15 protein-coding genes are annotated in these 20,412 nt (G+C 72.5%); 13 read left to right on the forward strand and 2 right to left on the reverse strand.

Going from position 1 to position 20,412, the window contains the following annotated elements; all coding sequences use genetic code 11:
• Positions 1-86: 86 nt before the first annotated feature.
• The 8 genes from NI25_RS07870 (at position 87) to NI25_RS07905 (ending at position 10,961) form a co-directional block, all read left to right on the forward strand.
• Positions 87-1,013 carry a hypothetical protein gene (locus tag NI25_RS07870; RefSeq protein WP_061441745.1) on the forward strand — a complete coding sequence of 309 codons (927 nt, stop codon included), beginning with the start codon at positions 87-89 and terminating at the stop codon, positions 1,011-1,013.
• Between the two features lie 16 nt (positions 1,014-1,029).
• Positions 1,030-1,965 carry a hypothetical protein gene (locus NI25_RS07875; protein WP_148315109.1) on the forward strand — a complete coding sequence of 312 codons (936 nt, stop codon included), beginning with the start codon at positions 1,030-1,032 and terminating at the stop codon, positions 1,963-1,965.
• A 40-nt stretch (positions 1,966-2,005) separates the two neighbouring features.
• Complete coding sequence (locus NI25_RS07880) at positions 2,006-2,386, forward strand: hypothetical protein (protein ID WP_061441747.1); 381 nt, start codon at positions 2,006-2,008, stop codon at positions 2,384-2,386.
• 31 nt (positions 2,387-2,417) lie between these two features.
• Positions 2,418-2,783: a hypothetical protein gene (locus NI25_RS07885; RefSeq protein WP_061441748.1), complete on the forward strand. Its 366-nt coding sequence runs from the start codon at positions 2,418-2,420 to the stop codon at positions 2,781-2,783.
• Positions 2,784-2,820: 37 nt separating this feature from the next.
• Positions 2,821-4,239 (forward strand): hypothetical protein, encoded by a 1,419-nt coding sequence (locus NI25_RS07890; RefSeq protein WP_061441749.1) that lies wholly within the window; start codon positions 2,821-2,823, stop codon positions 4,237-4,239.
• Between the two features lie 3 nt (positions 4,240-4,242).
• Complete coding sequence (locus tag NI25_RS07895; RefSeq protein WP_061441750.1) at positions 4,243-5,271, forward strand: polyprenyl synthetase family protein; 1,029 nt, start codon at positions 4,243-4,245, stop codon at positions 5,269-5,271.
• Between the two features lie 86 nt (positions 5,272-5,357).
• Positions 5,358-7,157: a hypothetical protein gene (locus NI25_RS07900; protein ID WP_061441751.1), complete on the forward strand. Its 1,800-nt coding sequence runs from the start codon at positions 5,358-5,360 to the stop codon at positions 7,155-7,157.
• A gap of 81 nt (positions 7,158-7,238) precedes the next feature.
• Entirely contained in the window at positions 7,239-10,961 is a 3,723-nt protein-coding gene (locus NI25_RS07905) for a hypothetical protein (protein ID WP_061441752.1), read from the forward strand.
• Here the strand turns inward: NI25_RS07905 and NI25_RS07910 are convergent.
• Both NI25_RS07910 and NI25_RS07915 read right to left on the reverse strand, forming a co-directional pair.
• Complete coding sequence (locus tag NI25_RS07910; RefSeq protein WP_148315110.1) at positions 10,936-11,910, reverse strand: hypothetical protein; 975 nt, start codon at positions 11,908-11,910, stop codon at positions 10,936-10,938. The genes NI25_RS07905 and NI25_RS07910 overlap by 26 nt on opposite strands.
• Positions 11,907-13,445, reverse strand: coding sequence for an FAD-binding oxidoreductase (locus tag NI25_RS07915; RefSeq protein WP_061441754.1), 1,539 nt, complete (start codon positions 13,443-13,445; stop codon positions 11,907-11,909). The genes NI25_RS07910 and NI25_RS07915 overlap by 4 nt, the downstream gene beginning before the upstream one ends.
• A 429-nt stretch (positions 13,446-13,874) precedes the next feature.
• Between NI25_RS07915 and NI25_RS07920 the strand changes: the two genes are divergently transcribed.
• The 5 genes from NI25_RS07920 (at position 13,875) to nrfD (ending at position 20,259) form a co-directional block, all read left to right on the forward strand.
• Complete coding sequence (locus NI25_RS07920) at positions 13,875-14,348, forward strand: MarR family winged helix-turn-helix transcriptional regulator (protein ID WP_061441755.1); 474 nt, start codon at positions 13,875-13,877, stop codon at positions 14,346-14,348.
• A 169-nt stretch (positions 14,349-14,517) separates the two neighbouring features.
• A complete protein-coding gene (locus tag NI25_RS07925; protein WP_061441756.1) occupies positions 14,518-16,110 on the forward strand; it encodes an MFS transporter in 1,593 nt (530 codons plus the stop codon).
• A gap of 444 nt (positions 16,111-16,554) precedes the next feature.
• A complete protein-coding gene (gene hpnR, locus NI25_RS07930) occupies positions 16,555-18,054 on the forward strand; it encodes a hopanoid C-3 methylase HpnR (RefSeq protein ID WP_061441757.1) in 1,500 nt (499 codons plus the stop codon).
• Between the two features lie 106 nt (positions 18,055-18,160).
• Positions 18,161-19,219 carry a 4Fe-4S dicluster domain-containing protein gene (locus NI25_RS07935; RefSeq protein ID WP_061441758.1) on the forward strand — a complete coding sequence of 353 codons (1,059 nt, stop codon included), beginning with the start codon at positions 18,161-18,163 and terminating at the stop codon, positions 19,217-19,219.
• On the forward strand, positions 19,216-20,259 hold the full coding sequence (nrfD, locus tag NI25_RS07940) for an NrfD/PsrC family molybdoenzyme membrane anchor subunit (protein WP_199560850.1): 1,044 nt from the start codon (positions 19,216-19,218) through the stop codon (positions 20,257-20,259). The genes NI25_RS07935 and nrfD overlap by 4 nt, the downstream gene beginning before the upstream one ends.
• Positions 20,260-20,412 lie beyond the last annotated feature (153 nt).

Below are 20,412 nucleotides of genomic sequence, written 5' to 3' on the forward strand. Positions count from 1 at the left end.
GCACGGGGCCGGGCCACGCCTCCCCGGTTGAGTGAAAGGCACGAGAACGGGCAGGTGAAGGAGGATTTGCCTGCCAAGATCCCCGTATGGGAACTCCCACACTCGACCTCGCCGTCGGAGTAGCCTCCGCCTCCCTGGACAACGGGCTCAAGCAGCTGCACACCGGTCACCGGGACCTGCTGAGAGGTGACCGCAGCGAGGTCGTCTCCGGCGTCCAGTACTCCCTGTCCTGGGACCTCCGGGAACCCCCGAGGATCTCCTTGGGCGCTCCCGACCCCGCTCGCTGGGAGAAGACCTGGAAACAGGCGGGCGTGAGCGCGCTGCCCTCCTCCGGGCTGGTCCAGTTGGTGATGCCGGAGCTGTGGCTCCGTTGGGCCCCGGAGCGCGGTGCGCCCCGTGAGCTGAGCTGCAGCGTGGCGGTGCCCGCACGGCTGCTGGCCGCCGACGGCGCGCTCCGGGTCGAGTTGCTCGGGGTGTGGATGGAGACTCCCCCGGCCGACGGCAACGACCGGACGCTCCTGCGGCGGGTCCTCGTGCCCAGACTCCTCAAACTGGGCGGGGACCTGCTGAAGCGTCTCGGGCTGTCCGCCGAGCGGATCTTCGGCCGGTCCGTGGACCTCACGCTCGTCCTGGTGGACGTCACCGACCGGCACCTGGTCGTCGCCGCCGCGTCGCAGCCGGGCTCCGGCTCGGCGTCAGCCCTCGACTGGCCGTCGGACAAGGAGGTCTTCTGTCTGGCCAGCCCGGCGCTGGTGAAGACGCTCGTCGGTGCGGCCGCGCAGCGGGAGGCGGACAAGCGCGCACGCGTCGTCGACGCCAAGGAGACGGTGGCGGGGGTGGCCGAGGCCACGCTCCAGGCGTATTTCCACGGACTCAGGAATCTGCGTGTCGACGCCCGTGACCCGGCCCGGCTCACCGCCGGTGTGGACATCGCCTGGAAGGGCGGCGTCACGATCTTCCCCATCGCCCCCGGCGTGGGCTGTGCGCTCGTCGAGGCCACCCAGAACATGTGACGAGGAGCAAGCCCGCGTGACCCGATGCGATCTCGTGGTGGCCCTGGGACAGGACACCCTCAACGACCGTCTGCGCAGCTCAGCGTCCCGTCCCGGCGTGCGCGACACCCTCCTGAACGGCACGCTCCAGGTGCCCTCCGGCGACCGGAGCATCCCGCTCGACTGGGCTCTCGGCGAGCCGCCGGTGCTGTCACTGCACGAACCCACCGACGACGAGTGGCGCGCGGCGATCGGACCGCGCGGCGTCCCGCCCGCCCGGGTGCCGGGCGCGTTCACCGTACTGCTCCCCCGGCTGACCGTCAGCGGCCCGGGCGTCAAGCGGGCCACCCGCAGGGTGAAGCTCCTGTGCACGCTCGCCGCACGGTCCGGGACGCTCGACTTCACCCCGCTGGGTGCCGAACTCGACCTGCGGCACGTCCCGGACCCCAGCGACCGTGCCGTCTACCGGCACATCGTGGTGCCCAGGGCACTGCGGGCCGCGCTGGTTCTGCTGGGCCGTACCGCGCTGCCCCGCATCGACGTGGCGGGACTCTCCTTCGGCGACTTCGCCCTCACCGCCGGAGCCGGCATGGTGGTCGGCGCCGCGAACACCGCCGACCGGCCTCCCGCCCCGGCTCCCGATCCGGCCGCCCTGTTCCCCCGGGCCCCCGCCTTCGAGGTGCTGCTGTCGCGCGCCGCCCTCGAACGCGCGGCCCGCGCCGCCGTGGCCGGTCTGGCCGGCCGCTCCGACAGTGCCCGCGGAAGCTCGAGTTTCGGCATCGGGCGGGCCCAGTACGAGGGCCGTGTGCAGGTGAACGCCGCCACCGCCCGCGTCGCCGGCGATCCGCTGGAGCTGGACGTCGACATCTCCCTGTCCGTACACGCCGAAGCCGGGATCGACCTCTTCCGGGACATCGGGGAGGCCCTGAACCACGCCGCGGAGGGCATCGGCCGCGCTCTGGCCAGCTACTGACGGTACGTCCACTCCTCCCACCCGCCCCTCATGGAGTCACATGTCCGACATCGGCATCTCCTACGACGCCTCCGTCCTCCCCGAACCGCTGCGGGTACGCGTCCGGTTGCACCTGTCGGGCACCGCGGTCCGGGCGACGCTGGAAGACGTCCCCGGTTTCGTCGTCACCCTCCGCCCGGTCGGCAACGTCGGCGAGCAGATCCTCTCCGGTGTCGCCTGGCCCGTCGCCCAGACCCTCGGCTTCCTGCTGCCCCAGGTCGGCCACGGGCTTCTCGAGGGCCAGTCCTTCGACCTGCTGCCGCTGCCCGCGCCACCGCCCCTGCACCTGAACGGCCAGACCCTCACCCCCGTCCTGGACAACCCCACCCTGAGCAGCCGCGACGGCATGCTCAGGTTCACGGCCTCGCCCCGCCTGGCCTGACCCACGCTCCCCCACAGAACAGGACCCGCAGATGGCGCTCATGGACTTCACGACCCTCACCGAGCCCGATCCGCCGGAGGTCACCGTCCGGGCCGACGCCGTGTCCGACGAGAAGCTGACCCTGAGACTGACGGACCTGACCCTGACCGACGTCTCCTTCCTCCCGTCGAGCGCGGCCGCCGTCCCCGTCGGGATCGTGTCCATGCTCCTGTCGAAACCCGCCGCCTCGGCCGTCAGGCAGTTCTTCGAAGACCGGACCCTCGACCTGCCCATCGATCAGCTGCTGCGCACCTCGTTCCCCGCCGGTGACACCGAGGTGAAGGTGCGGCTCGACCGGCCCGAACTGGGGTCCCACAAAGGGATGCTCATGATCAGCGGCACCGTCTCCGTCTCCTGACCCTTCCCGCCCGCACCTTCCCAGGAGCCCTCTCCGCATGAACGACCCGCAGCTCTCCCCGGACGGCGGGCCCTCCGCCGCCGAACCGCTCCGCCTTGCCGACACACCGGGCTACCCCCTGGCCCGCGGTGTGGACACGACCGACATCGACACCGTTCCCTACGACACCGGCGCGCTGAGCATCCGCTTCGGCGACCTGGCCCTGCGGCCCCTGGAAGCACCCGTGCCGGTGGCCACCGAAGTCCTCGGAGAGATCACCAAGGTCACGTACCGCATCCCGGCCCTGTCACTGACCGGACGTTACGCGCTCGACGCGCGGCCGGACGAGATCAGCGCGATCGACGCCGGCGGCAACCCCTTCCGGCCACTGACCGCGGAGCAGCGGCAACCGACGTTCCCGGCGGCCCCCGCCACACACACTCCGCCCGACCAACAGACCCAGGAACGGTGGCACGGGCGGGCCCGCGCGCACCGCGACGCCCTGATGAGGACGGAGAACGGCAGGAGGCTGCTGGTCGAGTACGGGACTCACAACGACACGTACTGCGAGGTCTTCGCCGGTGACGACTTCGCCAGCAAGACACTGAGGCAGATCTGGCAAAAGGGCGGCACCACCCGCCGTATGGGAGAGCACACCTACTCCGTCACCGACCCCGACGTTCCTCCCGGTGAACAGCGACCGGTCAACGAGTGGACCGACCCCGCCGATCCCGACGTCACCTTCAACACCCATGCCTGGCGGCAGCGGACCGCTCTGGTGTCGGCTCTTGTCTCGAAAGCCGACTGGGCGAAGGAGGACGAAGACGAAGAGAGCAGCGAGCGCTACGGGGAGGCGGCGCTGGCTGCCGAGCGGTTCAGCAAAGAAGTCCAGCGGATGGGGGACGGCGGCAACCATGTGGCGCCTCTGACCCAGAGGGAGATCTACCGGACCGTGGAGGAGCACTCGGGAACTGTCCCGCCGCCGCCCCCGGAGGCCATGGCGCGCTACCGGCCGCCCGCCGCTGCCGAGGACCTCGGGCCGGAGGGGCGCCCCGGCGACTTTGCCGGACCGGCAGCGGAGGGCTGGGTGGAACTGACCGCGCAGGACCACGCGGTCATCGACAGCTTCCACCGGGCCCGGTACCAGCAACAGGCCGCCGAAGCGGATCCGGCCGACAACACATTGCACCTGGGGCGGCTCTCGGCCCGGCTCGAGGACGTCCGGATCACCCTCATTCTCCCGGCCGGGCCAGGCACCCCTCCCACCGACCTCGAGCACATCGAGGTCGCCCTGCCGGAGTTCGGCCTCGAAGTGCAGGACGAGCACTGGGAGGGGAACGCCGGTGAAGTGGCCAAGGAGCGCCTCGCCGGGATGACGTTCCTCCTCGGGCTGCTGCGCGATTCCATGTCCGAGACGCTGCGCTACGGCGCCCTCACTGGCATGCCCGGATTCGCGGCCCCCGCGGCAGAGGACTGACCGGTGCTCATCCTCGACAGCCGCACGACCCCCGAGGACGCGGCGTGTACCGTCTGGGCGGAGTTGCCGGCCGAAGACCTGGTGCGCTACGAAGCGATTCTGGAAGAGGCCCTGGAAGCCCAGCGGGAGTACCTCAGCGAAGCCGAGTACACCATCTACCGGCGGGGCAAGAGGCTGCGCCCGGCGATCCTGCTGCTGGCCGCACGCATGGTGCACGGACCGGCCCCGCTGCCGGCCAAAGTGGTCCAGGGCGCCGTCTCGCTGGAGATGCTGCACGTCGCCACCCTCATTCACGACGACGTGGTGGACGACTCCATGCTGCGCAGGGGAATGCCGTCCGTGAACGCGGCCCGCGGCCCGGGGACCGCGGTGATCGTCGGTGATCTGCAGTTCGTCCAGGCCGTGCGCGGTTTCGTGGACGCCATCGACCGCGACAGCGACATGGCACTGGTCAAGCTGGTGCTGGACAGCGCGTTCGACACCTGCCGCGGCGAGTTGGACGAACTGCGCACCGACCTCTCCCAGGAGCCTGCCGTACTGGTGCAGCGCTACTGGGAGACCGCGGACCGCAAGACGGCCGTCCTCTTCGGACTGGCGGCCGAGTCCGGCGTCGTCCTGGCCGATGGACACAGCAGCGACGCTCGCCGGGCCGGCTTCTTCGGACGCGGACTCGGCCGCGCCTTCCAGGTCATGGACGACCTGTTCGACCTCTCCCGGGCCGAGGACGCGTCCGGCAAACCGTGCGGAGTGGACCTGCTGCGCGGCCGTGCCTCCCTGCCACTGATCTACGCCATGGCGGAACTGGGACCGGCCCACCGGGTCACCCGGACGATGCGCGGCGATCCCGCCGACCCCGCGGCCCTGGCCCGGGTCCTGGCCCAGGTCCGTGCCACCGGCGCCTTCGCCCGGGCCTACGCGGACGCCCGCGAGCGGGCACTCGACGCCCTGGAATTCCTGCGCCCCTTCCCCGACAACCGGTACCGCAGGGCGCTCCACGACCTGACCCTGCACGTGGTGGACCGGTCCCCCTGAGCGGAGCACGGCCACCCCGCCCCGCCCGCGCCCGGACCGGCCGTCCGGTGACGCCACGTACCCCGAGCCCGTCACAGGGAGACACCATGGGAACCACCCTGATCAACTTCGTCTACGCCACGATGAAGAAGCGGCTGAACAATCCCCGCAGCCGTTACTGGCTGCCGGCCGTACTCAAACAGGTGACCACCCCGGACGGAGGCACCCTGACGCCGCTTCGGGTGGCGGAGTGGGACGTCGGCACGATCGGGGGCCGGCACGGAACGACGGTGAGCGGCCTCATCGCGGAAAACTGGTGGTTCGCCGTCGGGTCGGCCCACAGGCGTGCCCGCAAGGTCAAGGCTCAGTTGGAGAGGGACGGGAAGGAAGTACCACCCGACCTCAGGGATCTCCCCGGGAACCTCGATGCCTTCACCCCCCGTCCGAGCGCGGCGAACCCCTTTCCTTCGCTGTCCTTCTCCTCCGTCGAGATCCACCACCTCCCCAACGCCTCCGTGGGAGACCTCACCGGTCTCACCAGGACCGCGGACGGCTACCGGGGGACGGTCCGTATCACGCTGGGGGCTTACGACACCGGCGAGTGGGAGGGCAAGGGCCTGATCAGGATTACCTGCGGCTACCTGCTGCGCCAGGAAGTCGTCGCCGCGGACGACCCCGGGGACGACTCGACCGGCCCCCTGCCGCCGACGACGGCAGTGGTACGGGGCCTGGAGGGCGTCAGCTGGCCGAAACAGGTGGTGGAAGGGCGCGGAACGGTCGCACTCACCGCCCATGACCTGACGTTCGACGTCCGGACCACCCTGCACGTCTCGGGCAGCGGTTCCGGCCGCGTCCTGACGGCCCGGGTGGACTCCGTCGACGTCGCGGCCGACAGCGCCCTCTCCTTCTCGGTGGCCGAGGAGGACCTGACCATCGAGGACGAGTGGGCCAGTTCCAGAATGGTCAACGGCTGGAAGCGGGCGGCCATCGACGCGATCGAAAGTGACCAAGCCGCCAAGGAACTCAAGGCCGCCATGGAGACCGCCCTGTCGGCCCCCGCGCAGCGCGACGAGTTCTCCCGCGCCGTCACCGGCCAACTGGCCGCCGTACTCGACGGAGTGCTGGGCCCCGTACCGGCCGGCGCCCTGCCCGTCGGCGGGTCGGGCACCGGACCCGGGCCGGTGGAGCAGTACCTGTTCGACCGGGTTCGGCACGCGGTGAACTCCCCCGCCTCCTCCTTCTATCCACCGGCCGTCATCCACTCCTTGGACGACCCGGGGCTCGTCCCCTACCGGATCCCCCTCCTCGACCTGGGCCCGCAGTCGATCGAGGACATCGAGCTGAGTGCCGTCCGTCTCCACGACGTCACCGTGCACGGCCTCCCCAACCTGCTGATCCCGCCGGAGGACGCGCGGCTGACAGACGACGGCATCGACCTGACGCTGAGGCTAGGCCGTATCGCCGGCCGGCCCGAAATCCCGGGAACTCGCGGGCCGGACGGCTCGCCGCACCGCGTGCCCGAGCCGCCGCTGGTCCTCACCGGCCGCTTCGAGGCGGTGTTCCCCCCGAGCGGCGAGGACGAGGACGATGTCCTGCGAGGGGACGTCACGGCGTCGCTCACGCGGCCCTCGGTACCGGCGGGTCTGGTCTTCAGCGGTCCCGACGCCGACGCCCTGGAGATCTCCCTGCGCTCGCTCGACCTGGAACTCGCCCCCGAGGAACTGACGGTGGAGGTGACCACCGGCGACCTCTTCCGGGAAGTGATCCGCAGCCTGTTCGACTCCACCGAGGTCAAGACGGTCCTGCTCCGGGGAATCCGCGCACGGACGGCCGCCCGAAAGGACGAGATCGCCGCGGGGCTGTCCGCCGCCGCACGCGACATCATCGCCGCCCAACTCACGCAGTAGCACCCACCCGGGCCGACGTGCGGCCTGCGCCCCTCTCCTTCCGCCCCGCCGCATCCGGCGGCAGAACCTCCGGGACCCCCCATGCACGTACAGGAACTGGACGCCCTCCTCGCCCGACGCACCACGGACCGCACCATCAGCCTCAGCAGCGACGACTTCGGCTCCGCCGCCGCGCCCCTGGTGACCGAGTGGCTCGGTGGCACCCTCACGGTCACAGCGGTGCGGCGCGACACCCGCCCCGACGGGACCGTCGTCCTGGACGGAACCACCAGCCTTCTCGGAGTGAAGGACCGGCCGGTCACCGGCATCGAGATCGGTCTCGACCCCGCAGATCAGCGGCCCTCGCTCTACCTCCCCTTCACGCTCCCCACCTCGTGGAACTTCGCCGCCTCCTTCCCGGAGACCGAGGAGAGCGATCTGGCCCGGCTCGGTTTCGCCGCGGAACCGGAGCTGCTCCTCAGTTCCACCGTCCGGTCGGCGGCCGACGGGCGCCCCGCCCTGCTCCCGGGCCTGACCTTCCACGGCGCCGCGGTGACGCCATCGGACGCGGCGGAGTGGCTCGGCGAGTTGATCTCCGTCGCCCCCGGCTCCCTCACACTCACCGGCCCCGTCACCCGCACGCCGGGGCCCAAGGACAAACGCCGTGCCGACATCGCGCTGACCTCGCCTGCGCGGGGCGCCGGAGTGCTGGGGGCGTCCTTCCGCGTGTGGGCCGGCTCCCGCACCACCACCGCCGCCGACGGCACCACCACCGTGTCCTACCCGGTGCGCCTGCGTGCCGACCTCGCCCTCGCCCCGGGCACGACGGCGACCGTCGGAACACCGCTGCCCTCGGGGACCGAGAAGGTGACCCTCACCGCGGACGTACTGCCGGACGAACCCCAGCCCGCAGCCGCCTTGGCCTCCTGGGACGGCAGCGGGAGCGCGCTGCGGCACCTGACCGACCAGGGGTTCGGGCTGGGCGACAGCGTGCTCCTCACCGAGCTGAGCCTCGTCATCGACCCGGACAAGCTCGGTGACGGACTGAAGGAGGCGGTGACCGAGGTCACCGTCAAGGCCAGTGCCAGGCCCACGGTCGCCTGGACGGTGGCGGAGTCCGTCGCGGTGACCGAGGTGGGCGCCGAGCTGACCGTCACCCGCCCGCTGACGCGCAAGCGCGGCGCCACCGTGAGCGGATACGGCACCTTCACCGTCACCCCCGCGCTCCACATGACCGCCAGTGCGCTCATTCCACCCGGCACCTTCCGGCTGGCCCAGCGCGAGGACACCACCGCGAAACTCGCCGACGTGCTCGCGGGCCTCCTGCCCTCCGTGCCGGCCGGCATCACCGACCTGACGCTGAGCGAGTTCAGCGGCTCCGCCACCCCCAGAACCGGCGAGTACTCCCTCGCCGCCAAGGTCGCCACCTCGTGGACCCTGTCGCTGGGAGCGGCCGAGGTGGAACTGACCGGGGGCAAACTGAAGCTCGAACGGAAGAAGAAAGAAGAGAAGGAAGAGAAGAAAGAGAAGGAAGAGGAGGGGAAGGAAGGGGGAGGAGAGCAGGGGGAGGCTCAGGAGAACGAGGAAGGGAACGAGGCGGAGAAGGAGGGAGGGACGGAGGAAGCCGCGGCGGAACCGGCGGATGGCCCGGAGTCCTCTCACACGGTCACGGGTACGGTGTCGGCCACGGCGAAGCTCGGCCCCGTCGGCGGCGACGAGACCGTCGACTTCACCGCCACCTGGACCCTCCCCAAGACGTTCGCCCTGGAGGGCACCTTCCCCGAGCTCGAACTGACCGATCTCCTCGAGCACCTGTCCTGCCCGCTGGAACTGCCCGGCGGGACTCCGGCCGTCGTCCTCAAGAAGTCCAAGGCCACGTTGCGCGCCGGCAAGGCCATGGCCGGGCAACCCGCCTCGGAGGTGCACTACGAGTTCGGCCTGTCCTCGGACGTCGCGTTCGGGACCCGCACGCAGCACGTCCTGGCCCTGACCGGGAAGGCGGGCAGGTCCACCGAAGGCACCTTCTTCGCCGCGGCCCTCTGGCAGCGGGACTGGTCGTGGTCGCCCAAGGACGTCGAGGGCTGGGGTGACGTCCTCGGTGTCCTGGACGACCTCACCTTCAGTAAATCGGGCCTGGCCGTCTGCACCGCGGACGGCGTCACCCTGGACGCCGACGCGAAGCTGCCCGACACGCTCCCCAAGACGCTGGACCGCGGGCTGACCTTCTTCACCGAGGTCGGCTACGGGGAGCCGCTCGCCTTCCTGCGGCAGATCTTCCCGGACACCGAGGGCATCCGCCTGCGGGCCCGGCTCGCCCGCTCCATCGCCGACTCGGAGTTCACCGCCCTCATCGGCGAGGAGGACACCGGTACCGGGTTCGGCGCCCTCCGCCTGACCATCGTGCCCAAGAAGCGGAAGATCGAGCTCTCCACCAGCTTCCTCCTCGACCTCTCGACCTTCGGGTCGCCGTCCGGGACCAGTCTGCGATTCGTCGCCGCGGGTTCGGCGGAGAAGACGGACCTCGGCTGGTCCCTGGGCCTCGGCCTCGTCCTGAGGGCGGAGGAGGCCGACGGTCCGGCCCTGCCCGGGCAACCGACTCCCGGACAGCTGTCCGTGGTCGCCCTCGACCGGCCCGGGCACATCCTGCTGCCGGCCACGGACCCCGCTCTCGCCCCGGCCGCCCTCCCGGCCGCCGGCGGACCGACGCCCACGGACCCACCGGCTGTTCCGGCCTCGAAGCAACGGTCCGTCTGGCGGAACGCCTTCGGGATCGAAGGCTTCAACATCGCGTACTTCTACCTGGAGATGCGCTATGACACCGACGGGTTCAAGCTGGGCGGCGGCGGCTCCGTCGACATCGGACCGGCCTCCCTCGAACTGGCGGTGCACGGCCGGGTGAGCCCGCCGTCGGTCAGTGCCTTCTACTTCTCCTTGACGGGGGCCTCCCCCGAGCGCGGGGTGACCATCCTCGACCTGGTCAGGATCGTCACCCCGAATCCGGCGCCCGCCCTGCGCCCGCTGGACTCGGTGGTCGTCCGGGGAATCACCCTGTGCGCCGTCGCCGACCCGGACGGCTGGACCAACAGGGCGACCGGGCAGCGCTGGGCACCGGGCTTCTACGCCAGGGGCGACATCGCCTTCGGCACCAACACCTGGCAGTTCCAGGTGTGCATCCGGCCCATCGGCCTGTACATCAGCAGCCAGGTGGAGAAGCCCATCGAACTGGGTGGCGTCTTCAAGTTCGCCGGCAGGGACGGCGTCAAGGGCCCGCAGTTCCTGCTCGACACCGGAGACGTCACGGAGGGCCGGATTCCGGACCGGATCTTCCATCTCTCCGGCAGTCTCTCCCTTCTCGGCCACCAGGTCCTCGCCGTCGAGGCGGAGCTGGGAGAGGGCGGGTTCGCCTTCGATCTCGCCGTGAATATCGTCGCCGTCCGGGTGGAGGTCCACTGCCGTCTCAACGAACGGGGACTGAAGGCCCGGGCCGGTGTCGACCTCGGCTTCGACATCAGGCTGCCCCGCGACGCCCAGATCGCCGGGATCCCCCTGGGCGCCGGCCTGCTGATCGGGGTGCACGTGGGGGGCGAGATCGAGATCGACGTCACCACGGGGGCGATGGTCCGGCTCAGCGGCCGGTTCTCGCTGCGGGCCCTGGACACCACTCTCGTGTCCGCCGACGCGGAACTGAGCTTCGGCATCCAGTCCTGGGACGACGTGGTCGGCGTCCTGGAGCGGGACCCGGCCCGGGTCCTGGAGAAGGTGGCCACCGACGTCTGGGAGACCGCCAGGAACTGCGCCGTCAAAACGGCCGTCGCCATGATGTGAGCACCCCCGCCCGGGCGGTCAGCAGTTCGGTGGCCACCCCCTCCTCCCCGGCCGCCCCGGCCCGGCCGGCCGCGGCGGCCAGCAGGCGAGCGGCCCGGGCGAGCACCCGCTCCACGGCCTCCGCGCACCCGGCGGCCTCGGAGCCGTCCCACGGCGCGGCTCCGAGGCCGTACCCGGAAGCATCGTCGCGGCCGGCGCGGCGGGCCCGCTCGTCCCACTGGGCCCGCCCGGCCGCGGACAGTTCCCACCACACGGCCGAGCGGGTCCCCGCGACGGCGTCGCGGTGCACGTCCGCCGCATCGTCCACCAGCCGCCACGCCACGGCGAAGTCCTCCACCAGCGACGGCCACCCGGCCCCCGCCCGGCCGCCGGTCTCCAGCAGCCGGGGCAGCAGGGTCCACAGCGCGGCCTGCTCACGGGCGGTGGAGCAGTAGGAGTCCAGGTCGGCGTGCGGCCGCTGGACATGCGTGGCACACAGATACCGCTCGGTGTGCCGGGTGACCAGACCGGGGTCCGCGCCCCAGGCGGCACACAGCGCCGCCGCGTCCTGCTCCAGACACCGCCACAGCTCGGTCCGCAGCTGCAACGCCGCCAGGTCCGGGGCGAGTTGCCGGTCCGTCAGGTGGTCGTCCCACAAATGGAGCAGCAGCGCGGCGGCGTGCAGGCGCTCGGCGCCCGGATGGCCGGCGGCGGGCACCCAGTGCAGGAAGGACCACACCGGCGCGGGGAACAGCACGAACAGGTCTCCCCGGTCGGCGGTACGGGTCCGGCCGTGCCGGCGCAGCAGGGCGGTGACGCCGTCGGCCAGGGGTCGCGGCATCCGGTCCACGACCTCCAGCACCCGGCCGTGCAGGCGGCGCCGGAGCGCCGACACCTCCGGCGTTTCCAGCACCGCCCCGAAGCCCGGTGGCGGTGGGACGACGGAGGCCGGGGGAAGGGTCCCGCTCACCGGCCTGCTCCCCGGCGGGGCCGGGCCCGCAGGACACCCCGCGGGTCGAGGGCCGAGGCGACCTGGTCGAGCAGCAGCCGGCTCCCCGCGTTTCCGGCGTCCCCCAAGTCGTCGCCGATGACCGGCCGGTGGGGGTGGACGCCGATGCGCGCGCACCTGCGCACCAGTTCCCGGCGGCACTCCAGCGCCCGTGCGTCGGCTCCCGGCTCGTCCCGGTCCCAGAAGAGGCCGGTGACGCAGCGCAGGTCCCGCGCGCCGAGGCGGAGGGCGAGACAGGGTTCCATGCCGCGGTCCGTCATGATCCGTTCCACCAGTCGCAGTACGGCGTCGGTCCGGGCGCCCGACATCGGAAGCTGAGGAGTGAACCAGAGGACTCCGCAACGGTCCCGGTCGGGGTCCCGTTCCCGACCGGCCGGAACGTAGAGCGGACCGCCGGGTTTGTGCCGGTAGGCACTCGCCAGACCGGGGGCGCCGTCGTGGCGCGCCGCCCCTTCCGGCAGACCTGGAGCACCCGGGGCGGCGACGGACCCGGTCACGTCATCGGTGTCCCAGTGGTCGGCGTACGGAGCGAAGGCGCGCAGCACGGATTCGTAGATCAGGTCCAGCATCCTGGGGTCGTCGGCCCACAGCTCGGCGTGCCCGGTCCACGGGCCGTCGAGGTGCTCGGGCAAGCGGCTTCGCGGCGCGGGCAGCAACTGCGCCGCCAGCCGGGCCCGGTTCCACAGGCTCACGGCCACACCGCCCGGTGCCCGTTGCAGCAGTCGCCGGGCGGCATCGACGACGCCGGGGAGGAGTCGCCCGTCGGGGACCCGGAAGACCACGGACCGGGTCACCCGCGGCCGCGGGTGCAGCCACAGCTCGGCGGCGACGACGACGCCGGGACCGCCTTGCAGGAAGAGCCCGGTGAGCCCGGGACCCGGGCCGGGGCCGGTCGACAGCCGGCTGCCGTCGGGCCGTACCACCTCCAGCCGCCGCAGGTGGGAGGCCATGTCCTGGTAGGGCCCCCGCCCCAGGCCGCGCTGGAGCGCGTTGGCCAGGACGGATGTGCTCGGTCCCGCTCCGGTGGACGGAGGCAGCAGCTGCGACGAGCGCTGCCCCAGGGCCTCGGCCAGCTGCCCGAAGGTGACACCCGGCTCCACGGTGACCAGGCCGAGCTGCTCGTCGTGGCCGAGGATCCGGTCCAGTCGGGCCAGCCGCAGCACGACGGTGCGCTCGTCCGGCGGGCAGCCGGACCCGTATCCCCAGTTCCGGCCGGTGCTGACCGGGTGGACACGGACGCCGTGGCGGTGGGCGATCCGCAAGCAGTCCCGCGTCTGTCCCGCGTCGGCGGGACACAGGACCGCCTGCGGCAGCGGTGCCGGGAACGTACACTGCCCGGCGGTCGCCCGGTCCTCCGGCGCGGTCAGCACGTGCGCCTCGCCGAGCACCCTGCGCCATGCCGCCACCACAGCGGAGGGCAACTCCGTCGCGGGCTGCCCGGCGGACGCGTCGACCGGAGTCGTGCCCTGCCGGGCGGCGTCCGGATTCCCGGTCATCGTCACCCCCTCTCCGGCCGGCGGGGAGTCCAGTCGCCTCCTGCGCCCGGCTCCTTCCCACCATGGCATCCCCCGGTCCGCCGTCGGCCCGGGACCACTCGGACGAGGGACCCCCGGTGCGGGGAAGGATCCGGTCGCGCCCGCCGTCCGGGACGCGCTCCCCAACCGGAGAACCCGTCGGGTTGTCGGGCCGGGCGGCCCGCACGGAGTCGTCGTTGCCATCAGGACGCGGAGCCCGGCGAGCGGCAGCGGCCCGGAGCCGGGCGGCGTGCTGGAGCGGGGCCCGGGTCACGGTGCGGCGGGGAGGCCGGAGGTCCAGGCCGTGGCCGTAAGAGGGCCCGGCTCGTCGCACACGGCGAGTGTTCGCGTGTCACTTGCGAGCAGGTAGGTATTTTGACATAGCTATATTTCTGGACCTACAGTGCCCGCGTGCCCGAGACCAGTGCGTCCGCCCAGGACATCGACCGCGTAGCCGCCGGGCTCGCGGCGTGCCTGCCCGCGCTGACCCGGGCCATGGAGCGGCGGATCGCCCCGGAGTTTCCGCATCCGAAGCCGCCGGAGGCGCAGCTCGCGCTCCTGCGTCATGTCGAGGCCAATGACGGCGTCACCGTTCGCCGAGCGGCAGAGGCTCTGCTGATGAAGCCCAACAACGTCAGCGCCTTGGTCACGCAGTTGACCGCACAGGGGCTGTTGGAGCGCCGGCCGGACCCGGAGGACAAGCGCATCGCGCATCTGCACCTGACCGCGACCTCACGGCGGCAGCTCATGAAGGTCCAGCGCCTCATGAGCGACCAGGTCGCCCGGGCTCTGCGCACCATGACCGACGGCGAACTCGACGCCCTCGGCTCGGCACTGTCCTCGCTGCAGGATCTGAACGAGCGCCTTCACCCGGTCGTCGGCTGATCGCGCGTACAGGCCCAGCCCGTACGCGACGGCGGCGGATGCCCGTTTGCGTCTTCTCTCCCAGCCGTGTCCGGCCGCACCGCGCCGGAAACGGCCGGCCGTTCTGCGCGGACCCGCACAGCCGTCCGCCGCCACCCGCCCCTCTGCCTGATCAAGGACTCACGCTCTCATGTCCCCCGAAGTCTTGAACTCCCCGGTTCCGGCTGCCCCTTCGGCGCCCACGGCCGAACCGCGCGGCCGCCGGGCCAACCCCTGGCTGACCCTCGTCGCCGTCGCCTTCGGCCTGTTCATGGTCGGCCTGGACGGCTCGGTCGTCTCGATCGCCAACCCGGAGATCGGCCGCGACCTGAACGCCTCCACCGCCGGCCTCCAGTGGGTCACCAACGCCTACCTGCTCGCCCTCGCCGCCGCGCTCATCCTGGGCGGCAAGCTCGGCGACCGCTTCGGCCGCCGCACCTTCTACCTCGTCGGCGTCGCCGGCTTCACCCTGGCCTCCGTCGCCATCGGCCTGGCGGGATCCATCGAGGGCGTCATAGTCTTCCGCGCCTTCCAGGGCTTCTTCGGGGCACTGCTGATGCCCAACACCCTCGGCATGCTGCGTGCCGTCTTCCCGCCCAGGAAGTTCGGCATGGCCGTGGGCGTCTGGGCCATGGTGTCGTCGGTCTCGACGGCGCTCGGACCGATCGTGGGCGGTCTCCTCGTCGAGCACGTCAACTGGGAATCGGTCTTCTACATCAACGCCCCCATCGGCGTGATCGCGCTCGTCTTCAGCATCGCGGTCCTGCCGCAGAGCAAGAACACCACGGCGGCGCAGGAGAAGTTCGACATCCCCGGCGTCGTCCTGCTCGCGCTCGGCCTGCTCGCCGTCGTCTTCGGCGTCGTCAAGGGGGAGACATGGGGCTGGACCTCGGCCGGCACCCTGGGCGTCATGGGCGCGGGTGTCGTGGTCCTGCTGCTCTTCGGCTGGTACGAGACCCGCGTGACGCATCCGCTCCTGCCCATGCGCCTGTTCCGTAACCCGGCACTCACCATCGGCACCGTCATCACCGCCCTGAACTTCTTCGTCCTCCTCGGCGTGATCTTCTTCGTGATGCTGTACCTGCAGAACGTCCGGGGCTTCACCCCGGTCGAGGCCGGCGTGCGCACCCTGCCGCTCAGCCTCGCCTCCGTGGTCGCCTCCCCGCTGGGCGCAGCCCTCACCGAGAGGTTCGGCCCGCGCCTGACGATGCCGCTCGGCATGGCTCTCCAGGCCGTTGCCTGCTTCACGATGCTCGGCTGGGGCGTGCACTCCTCGTACACCGTGATGTGGCCCCCGTTCATCGCGCTGGGACTGGGCGTCGGCATGGTGATGGCCTCCTCCTCCGACGCCGTCGTCGGCAACGCGCCGGTCAAGGACGGCGGCGTCGCGGGCGGCCTCCAGGCCACCGCCCTCCAGGTCGGTGGCGCGCTCGGCACGTCCGTTCTGATCTCCCTCATCAGCAGTCGAGTCGGCTCGACCCTGAGTGGGGAGCTGATCTCCTCCGGCGTGCCCGCCGAAGGGGCCCGCGGCCTGGCGGAGGCGAAGGACGCGGTGGCCATGGGCGTCGCCCCGGTCTCCGGCGACATGCCCGCCTCGTTCCAGTCGGCGGTCGTCGAGGGCAGCCACCAGGCGTTCATGAACGGCGTCCACGGCGCCGTGCTGGTCTCCGGTGTCCTGTGCGCGCTCGGCGCCCTGCTCGCCGTGGCGGGCGTACGGCGCAGTCCCGAGACGGCCGGTCACTGAGGCGTGACGGCTCTGCCCGGCCGAGGCGGGTGGGCGCACCGTGAGGACGGGAACTCCTCAACGCCTCGCCGGGCCACGGGTGGCCCCGCCACCCCGGTGGGGCGGCGGGGCCGCACCACAGGGGGTTGGTGCCGCCGCAGGTGCGGTCGGCGGTGATCTCCTCTCCCGGCGCGAGAGCGCGGACGGCGTGGATGTCCACGTTCAGGGCGTCGGTGTTCTTGCGGTGGCGCGCGTCGGGCCGGGGCGAGTGGCCTCGGCGGTCTTCTGCCCGTCGTGGCGCCGGGCGGGGCTGCCCGCGGGGCCACCCCTGCGGGCACTCTCCTGCGACCAAGCGGCGGTATGCCGGGTACGCGGCGCCCGTCCGGCGGGAGGCCAGTGGGGAGACTCTTCCTTCCCGCTTCCGCGGAGCCCGGCTCCCTCGGGCTCCGGTCGACGAGGTGACCCATGCGCCTGCTGCTCGTCCATCCCAGCGCCCTGATGTACTCCGAGATCTTCCTGCGGCTGGAGCCCCTCGGCCTGGAACGGGTGGCCGGCGCCGCCCGGGAGGCGGGCCACGAGGTACGCGTCGTGGATCTCCAGGTGCTGCCGGTGGCGCGGCTGCGCGACGAGGTGCGGTCGTTCCGGCCCGAGGCCGTCGGCTTCTCCCTGAACTACCTGGCGAACATCCCGGAGGCGATCGATCTGGCCGCGAAGGTGAAGCGGGAGGTTCCCGGCTGCTTCGTCTTCTTCGGCGGGCACAGCGTCTCCTTCGTCGCCGAGGAGGTGCTGGCACAGTCGGCGGGCGCGGTGGACGCGGTGGTCCGCGGGGAGGGCGAACCGGCGATCGCCCCGCTGCTCGAGGCGGTCCGCGACGGCGGCGTGGACGGCGTCCCCGGCATCGTCACCGCCGCCGGGCGGGGGCCCGCGCCGCTGATGCTGCACGGCATCGACACGCCGCTGCCGGCCCGCGACCTGATGCGCAACCGCCGCCGCTACTTCATCGGCGAACTGGACCCGTGCGCGTCCGTGGAGTTCACGCGCGGCTGTCCCTGGGACTGCTCGTTCTGCTCCGCCTGGACCTTCTACGGCCGCAGCTATCGCAAGGCCTCCCCCGAAGCGGCGGCCGAGGACCTCGCGCGGATCCGCGAGCCCAACGTGTTCATCGTGGACGACGTGGCCTTCATCCGGCCCGAGCACGGCAACGCGATCGCCGACGAGGTGGAGCGGCGCGGCATCCGCAAGCAGTACTACCTGGAGACGCGCAGCGACGTGCTGCTGCGCCACCCCGAGGTCTTCGAGCGGTGGGCGAGGCTGGGCCTGCGCTACATGTTCCTGGGCATGGAGGCCATCGACGCCGAGGGCCTCGACCTGTTCCGCAAGCGGATCAGCCCGGACGAGAACGTCCGCGCCCTGGAGGCGGCCCGCCGCATGGGCATCCAGGTCGCCATCAACCTGATCGTCGATCCCGCGTGGGACGAGGAGCGGTTCCGGGTGGTGCGGGAGTTCGCCCTCTCGGTGCCGGAGATCGTCCACTTCACGGTGATGACGCCCTACCCGGGCACGGAGATCTGGCACACCGAGTCCCGTCGGCTCACCACCCGCGACTACCGGCTCTTCGACATCCAGCACGCCGTGGTCCCCACCACGCTGCCCCTGGAGCGGTTCTACGAGGAACTGGTGCGCACCCAGGCCGTGATCAACCGCAAGCACCTGGGCCTGCGCACCGCCTTCGGAGCGGCCCGCATCCTCGGCCGGAACCTGCTGCACGGGCAGACCAACTTCGCCCGGATGCTGTGGAAGTTCAACCAGGTCTACAATCCGCGCCGGCAACTGGCCGACCACGCCCGTCCGGTCCGCTACGAGCTGCCCCTGCCCGAGCGGCTCGACGTCGGTGACCGCCGCCGGCTGTACGTGCACACCCGCGGCGGTGCCAAGGGCACACCCGCGCGTGGGGCGGCCGACTGACGGGGCGAGTGCCGGTGCGTCCCCCCGTCGCCGTTTGGCCGGGCGCCGTCGGGGCACCCAGGCCCCGGCCGGTCCGACGACGGCGCATGGGCGAGGAGGCCCGGACATGACGGACGACACCGAGACTCCGGTCCCCGGAGCGGGCGGGAACCTGCTGTCCGGGCCGCAGCCGGAGCCGACGCGTGCCGCCGGCTACCCGGACGCCCCGCCCCGCGTGGGCTTCTTCACGGACACCTCCGTGTGCATCGGCTGCAAGGCGTGCGAGGTGGCGTGCAAGGAGTGGAACGCGATCCCGGAGGACGGCCTGGAACTGACCGGCATGTCCTACGACAACACCCAGGGGCTCGGCGCGGACACCTGGCGGCACGTGGCCTTCATCGAACAGCGCAAGCCACTGGGCGGGCAGGAACCCGGCGTCGGCCACGAGTCCGTCGACGTCTTCGCGGCGGCCGGCGCGCTGGGCACCTCCCCGTCCTCGCCGGGCCCGGGCGCGACCGCGCCCGCACCCGGCGACCGGCCCGCCGACGCACCCGGTGACGGACCGGCGGCCGCGGCACCCGCCGGGGAGATCTCCCCCGTGGCGCCGGAGGGCCGCACCGAGCTGCGCTGGCTGATGTCCTCCGACGTGTGCAAGCACTGCACCCACGCCGCCTGCCTGGACGTCTGTCCCACGGGTTCGCTGTTCCGCACCGAGTTCGGCACGGTCGTGGTCCAGGAGGACATCTGCAACGGCTGCGGCTACTGCGTGCCCGCCTGCCCGTACGGCGTCATCGACCAGCGCCCCGACGACGGCCGGGTCTGGAAGTGCACCCTGTGCTACGACCGGCTCGGCGTCGGCATGGAACCCGCCTGCGCCAAGGCCTGCCCGACCGACTCCATCCAGTTCGGCCCGCTGGACGAGCTGCGCGAGCGGGCCGCGGCCCGGGTCGCCCAGCTGCACTCCGCGGGTGTCACGGACGCCCGCCTCTACGGCGAGGACCCGGGCGACGGGGTCGGCGGCGACGGCGCCTTCTTCCTGCTGCTGGACGAACCGGAGGTGTACGGCCTGCCGCCCGGCCCGGTCGTCACCACCCGCGACCTGCCCGCGATGTGGCGGCACGCGGCGACGGCCGCCGTCTCGCTCGTCGCGCTCGCCGCCGTCAGCTTCGCGAGGAGGCCGCGATGAGCGGTTCCGACGTCACCCGGGACGGCGTGGAGGGTGCCCGCCCCGGACGGGACGCCCTCACCGGCACCCACGCCGGGCGCCGCCGCCGGCGCCGGGGCCGGGGCGAGCGGGCGATGGTGCCGGACGCCGAGTTCTCCTCGTACTACGGCAGGCCGATCCTGAACAGGCCGACGTGGAAGCCCCTGGACATCGCGGGTTACCTGTACCTCGGCGGGCTGGCGGGTGCCTCCTCGCTGCTGGCCGCGGGCGCGCACGCCACCGGCCAGCCCGCACTCGCGCGGACGGCCAAGCTGGGCGCGGCGGGCGCCGTCTCGCTGTCACTGGCCGCCCTGGTGCACGACCTGGGCCGCCCCGAACGCTTCCTGAACATGCTCCGTGTGTTCAAGCCCACCTCCCCGATGAGCGTGGGCTCGTGGCTGCTGGCCGGTTACGCGCCGCTGACCGTCGCCGCGGCCGCCGCCGACGTCGCCGGCAGGTACCGCCTGGTGGGCGCGGCGGCCACCGCGTCCGCCGCCGTGCTGGGTCCGGCGGTCGCCACCTACACCGCCGTGCTGGTCTCCGACACGGCCGTGCCGTCCTGGCACGACGGGCACCGCGAGCTGCCGTACGTCTTCGCCGGGTCCGGGGCCACCGCCGCCGCCGGGCTCGCCCTGGTGTGCGCGCCGGTCGCTGAGACGGGCCCCGCGAGGCGCACGGCCGCGCTGGGCGCCGCTCTCGAACTCGGATCGTTCCGGGTGATGAAGCGGCGCATGGGGCTGACCGCCGAGCCGTTCGAACGCGGCAGGGCCCGGACGCTGCTCCGGGCGGCCGAGACGCTCACCTCCGTGGGCGCCGCGCTCGGGGCGTGGCCCGGCGGGCGCAACCGGGCGGTCGCCGCGGTCGCGGGTGCGGCCCTCCTCGCCGGTTCGGCCGCGCTGCGCTTCGGCGTCTTCCACGCGGGAGTCGCCTCGGCGGAGGATCCCAAGTACACGGTGCTGCCCCAGCGGGAGCGGCTGGCGGCCGGGGCACGGGAGCCCGGCGGCGCTCCCCCGGCGTCCTGAGTCAGCCGCCCGCGCCCAGCCGCCGGGCCGGGCCGGCCGTCGAGTCGGCGGCACGGTCGGCGGGCGGTCCCCTCTCCGGGACGTGTCGGGCGGATGCCAGGCGGGCTCCACCGACCGGCCGGACGGCCCACGAGCGGACACACCGCGGGGTGC

It is taken from the genome of Streptomyces sp. CCM_MD2014, from assembly GCF_000772045.1.
GTDB lineage: Bacteria > Actinomycetota > Actinomycetes > Streptomycetales > Streptomycetaceae > Streptomyces > Streptomyces salinarius.

Bases quoted from the DNA above. Each gene is read 5' to 3' on its own strand.
- NI25_RS07885 (WP_061441748.1), top strand. From the start codon at position 2,418: ATGGCGCTCATGGACTTCACGACCCTCACCGAGCCCGATCCGCCGGAG.
- nrfD (WP_199560850.1), top strand. From the start codon at position 19,216: ATGAGCGGTTCCGACGTCACCCGGGACGGCGTGGAGGGTGCCCGCCCC.
- NI25_RS07890 (WP_061441749.1), top strand. From the start codon at position 2,821: ATGAACGACCCGCAGCTCTCCCCGGACGGCGGGCCCTCCGCCGCCGAA.
- NI25_RS07935 (WP_061441758.1), top strand. From the start codon at position 18,161: ATGACGGACGACACCGAGACTCCGGTCCCCGGAGCGGGCGGGAACCTG.
- NI25_RS07880 (WP_061441747.1), top strand. From the start codon at position 2,006: ATGTCCGACATCGGCATCTCCTACGACGCCTCCGTCCTCCCCGAACCG.
- NI25_RS07870 (WP_061441745.1), top strand. From the start codon at position 87: ATGGGAACTCCCACACTCGACCTCGCCGTCGGAGTAGCCTCCGCCTCC.
- NI25_RS07905 (WP_061441752.1), top strand. From the start codon at position 7,239: ATGCACGTACAGGAACTGGACGCCCTCCTCGCCCGACGCACCACGGAC.
- hpnR (WP_061441757.1), top strand. From the start codon at position 16,555: ATGCGCCTGCTGCTCGTCCATCCCAGCGCCCTGATGTACTCCGAGATC.
- NI25_RS07925 (WP_061441756.1), top strand. From the start codon at position 14,518: ATGTCCCCCGAAGTCTTGAACTCCCCGGTTCCGGCTGCCCCTTCGGCG.
- NI25_RS07915 (WP_061441754.1), bottom strand. From the start codon at position 13,445: ATGACCGGGAATCCGGACGCCGCCCGGCAGGGCACGACTCCGGTCGAC.
- NI25_RS07900 (WP_061441751.1), top strand. From the start codon at position 5,358: ATGGGAACCACCCTGATCAACTTCGTCTACGCCACGATGAAGAAGCGG.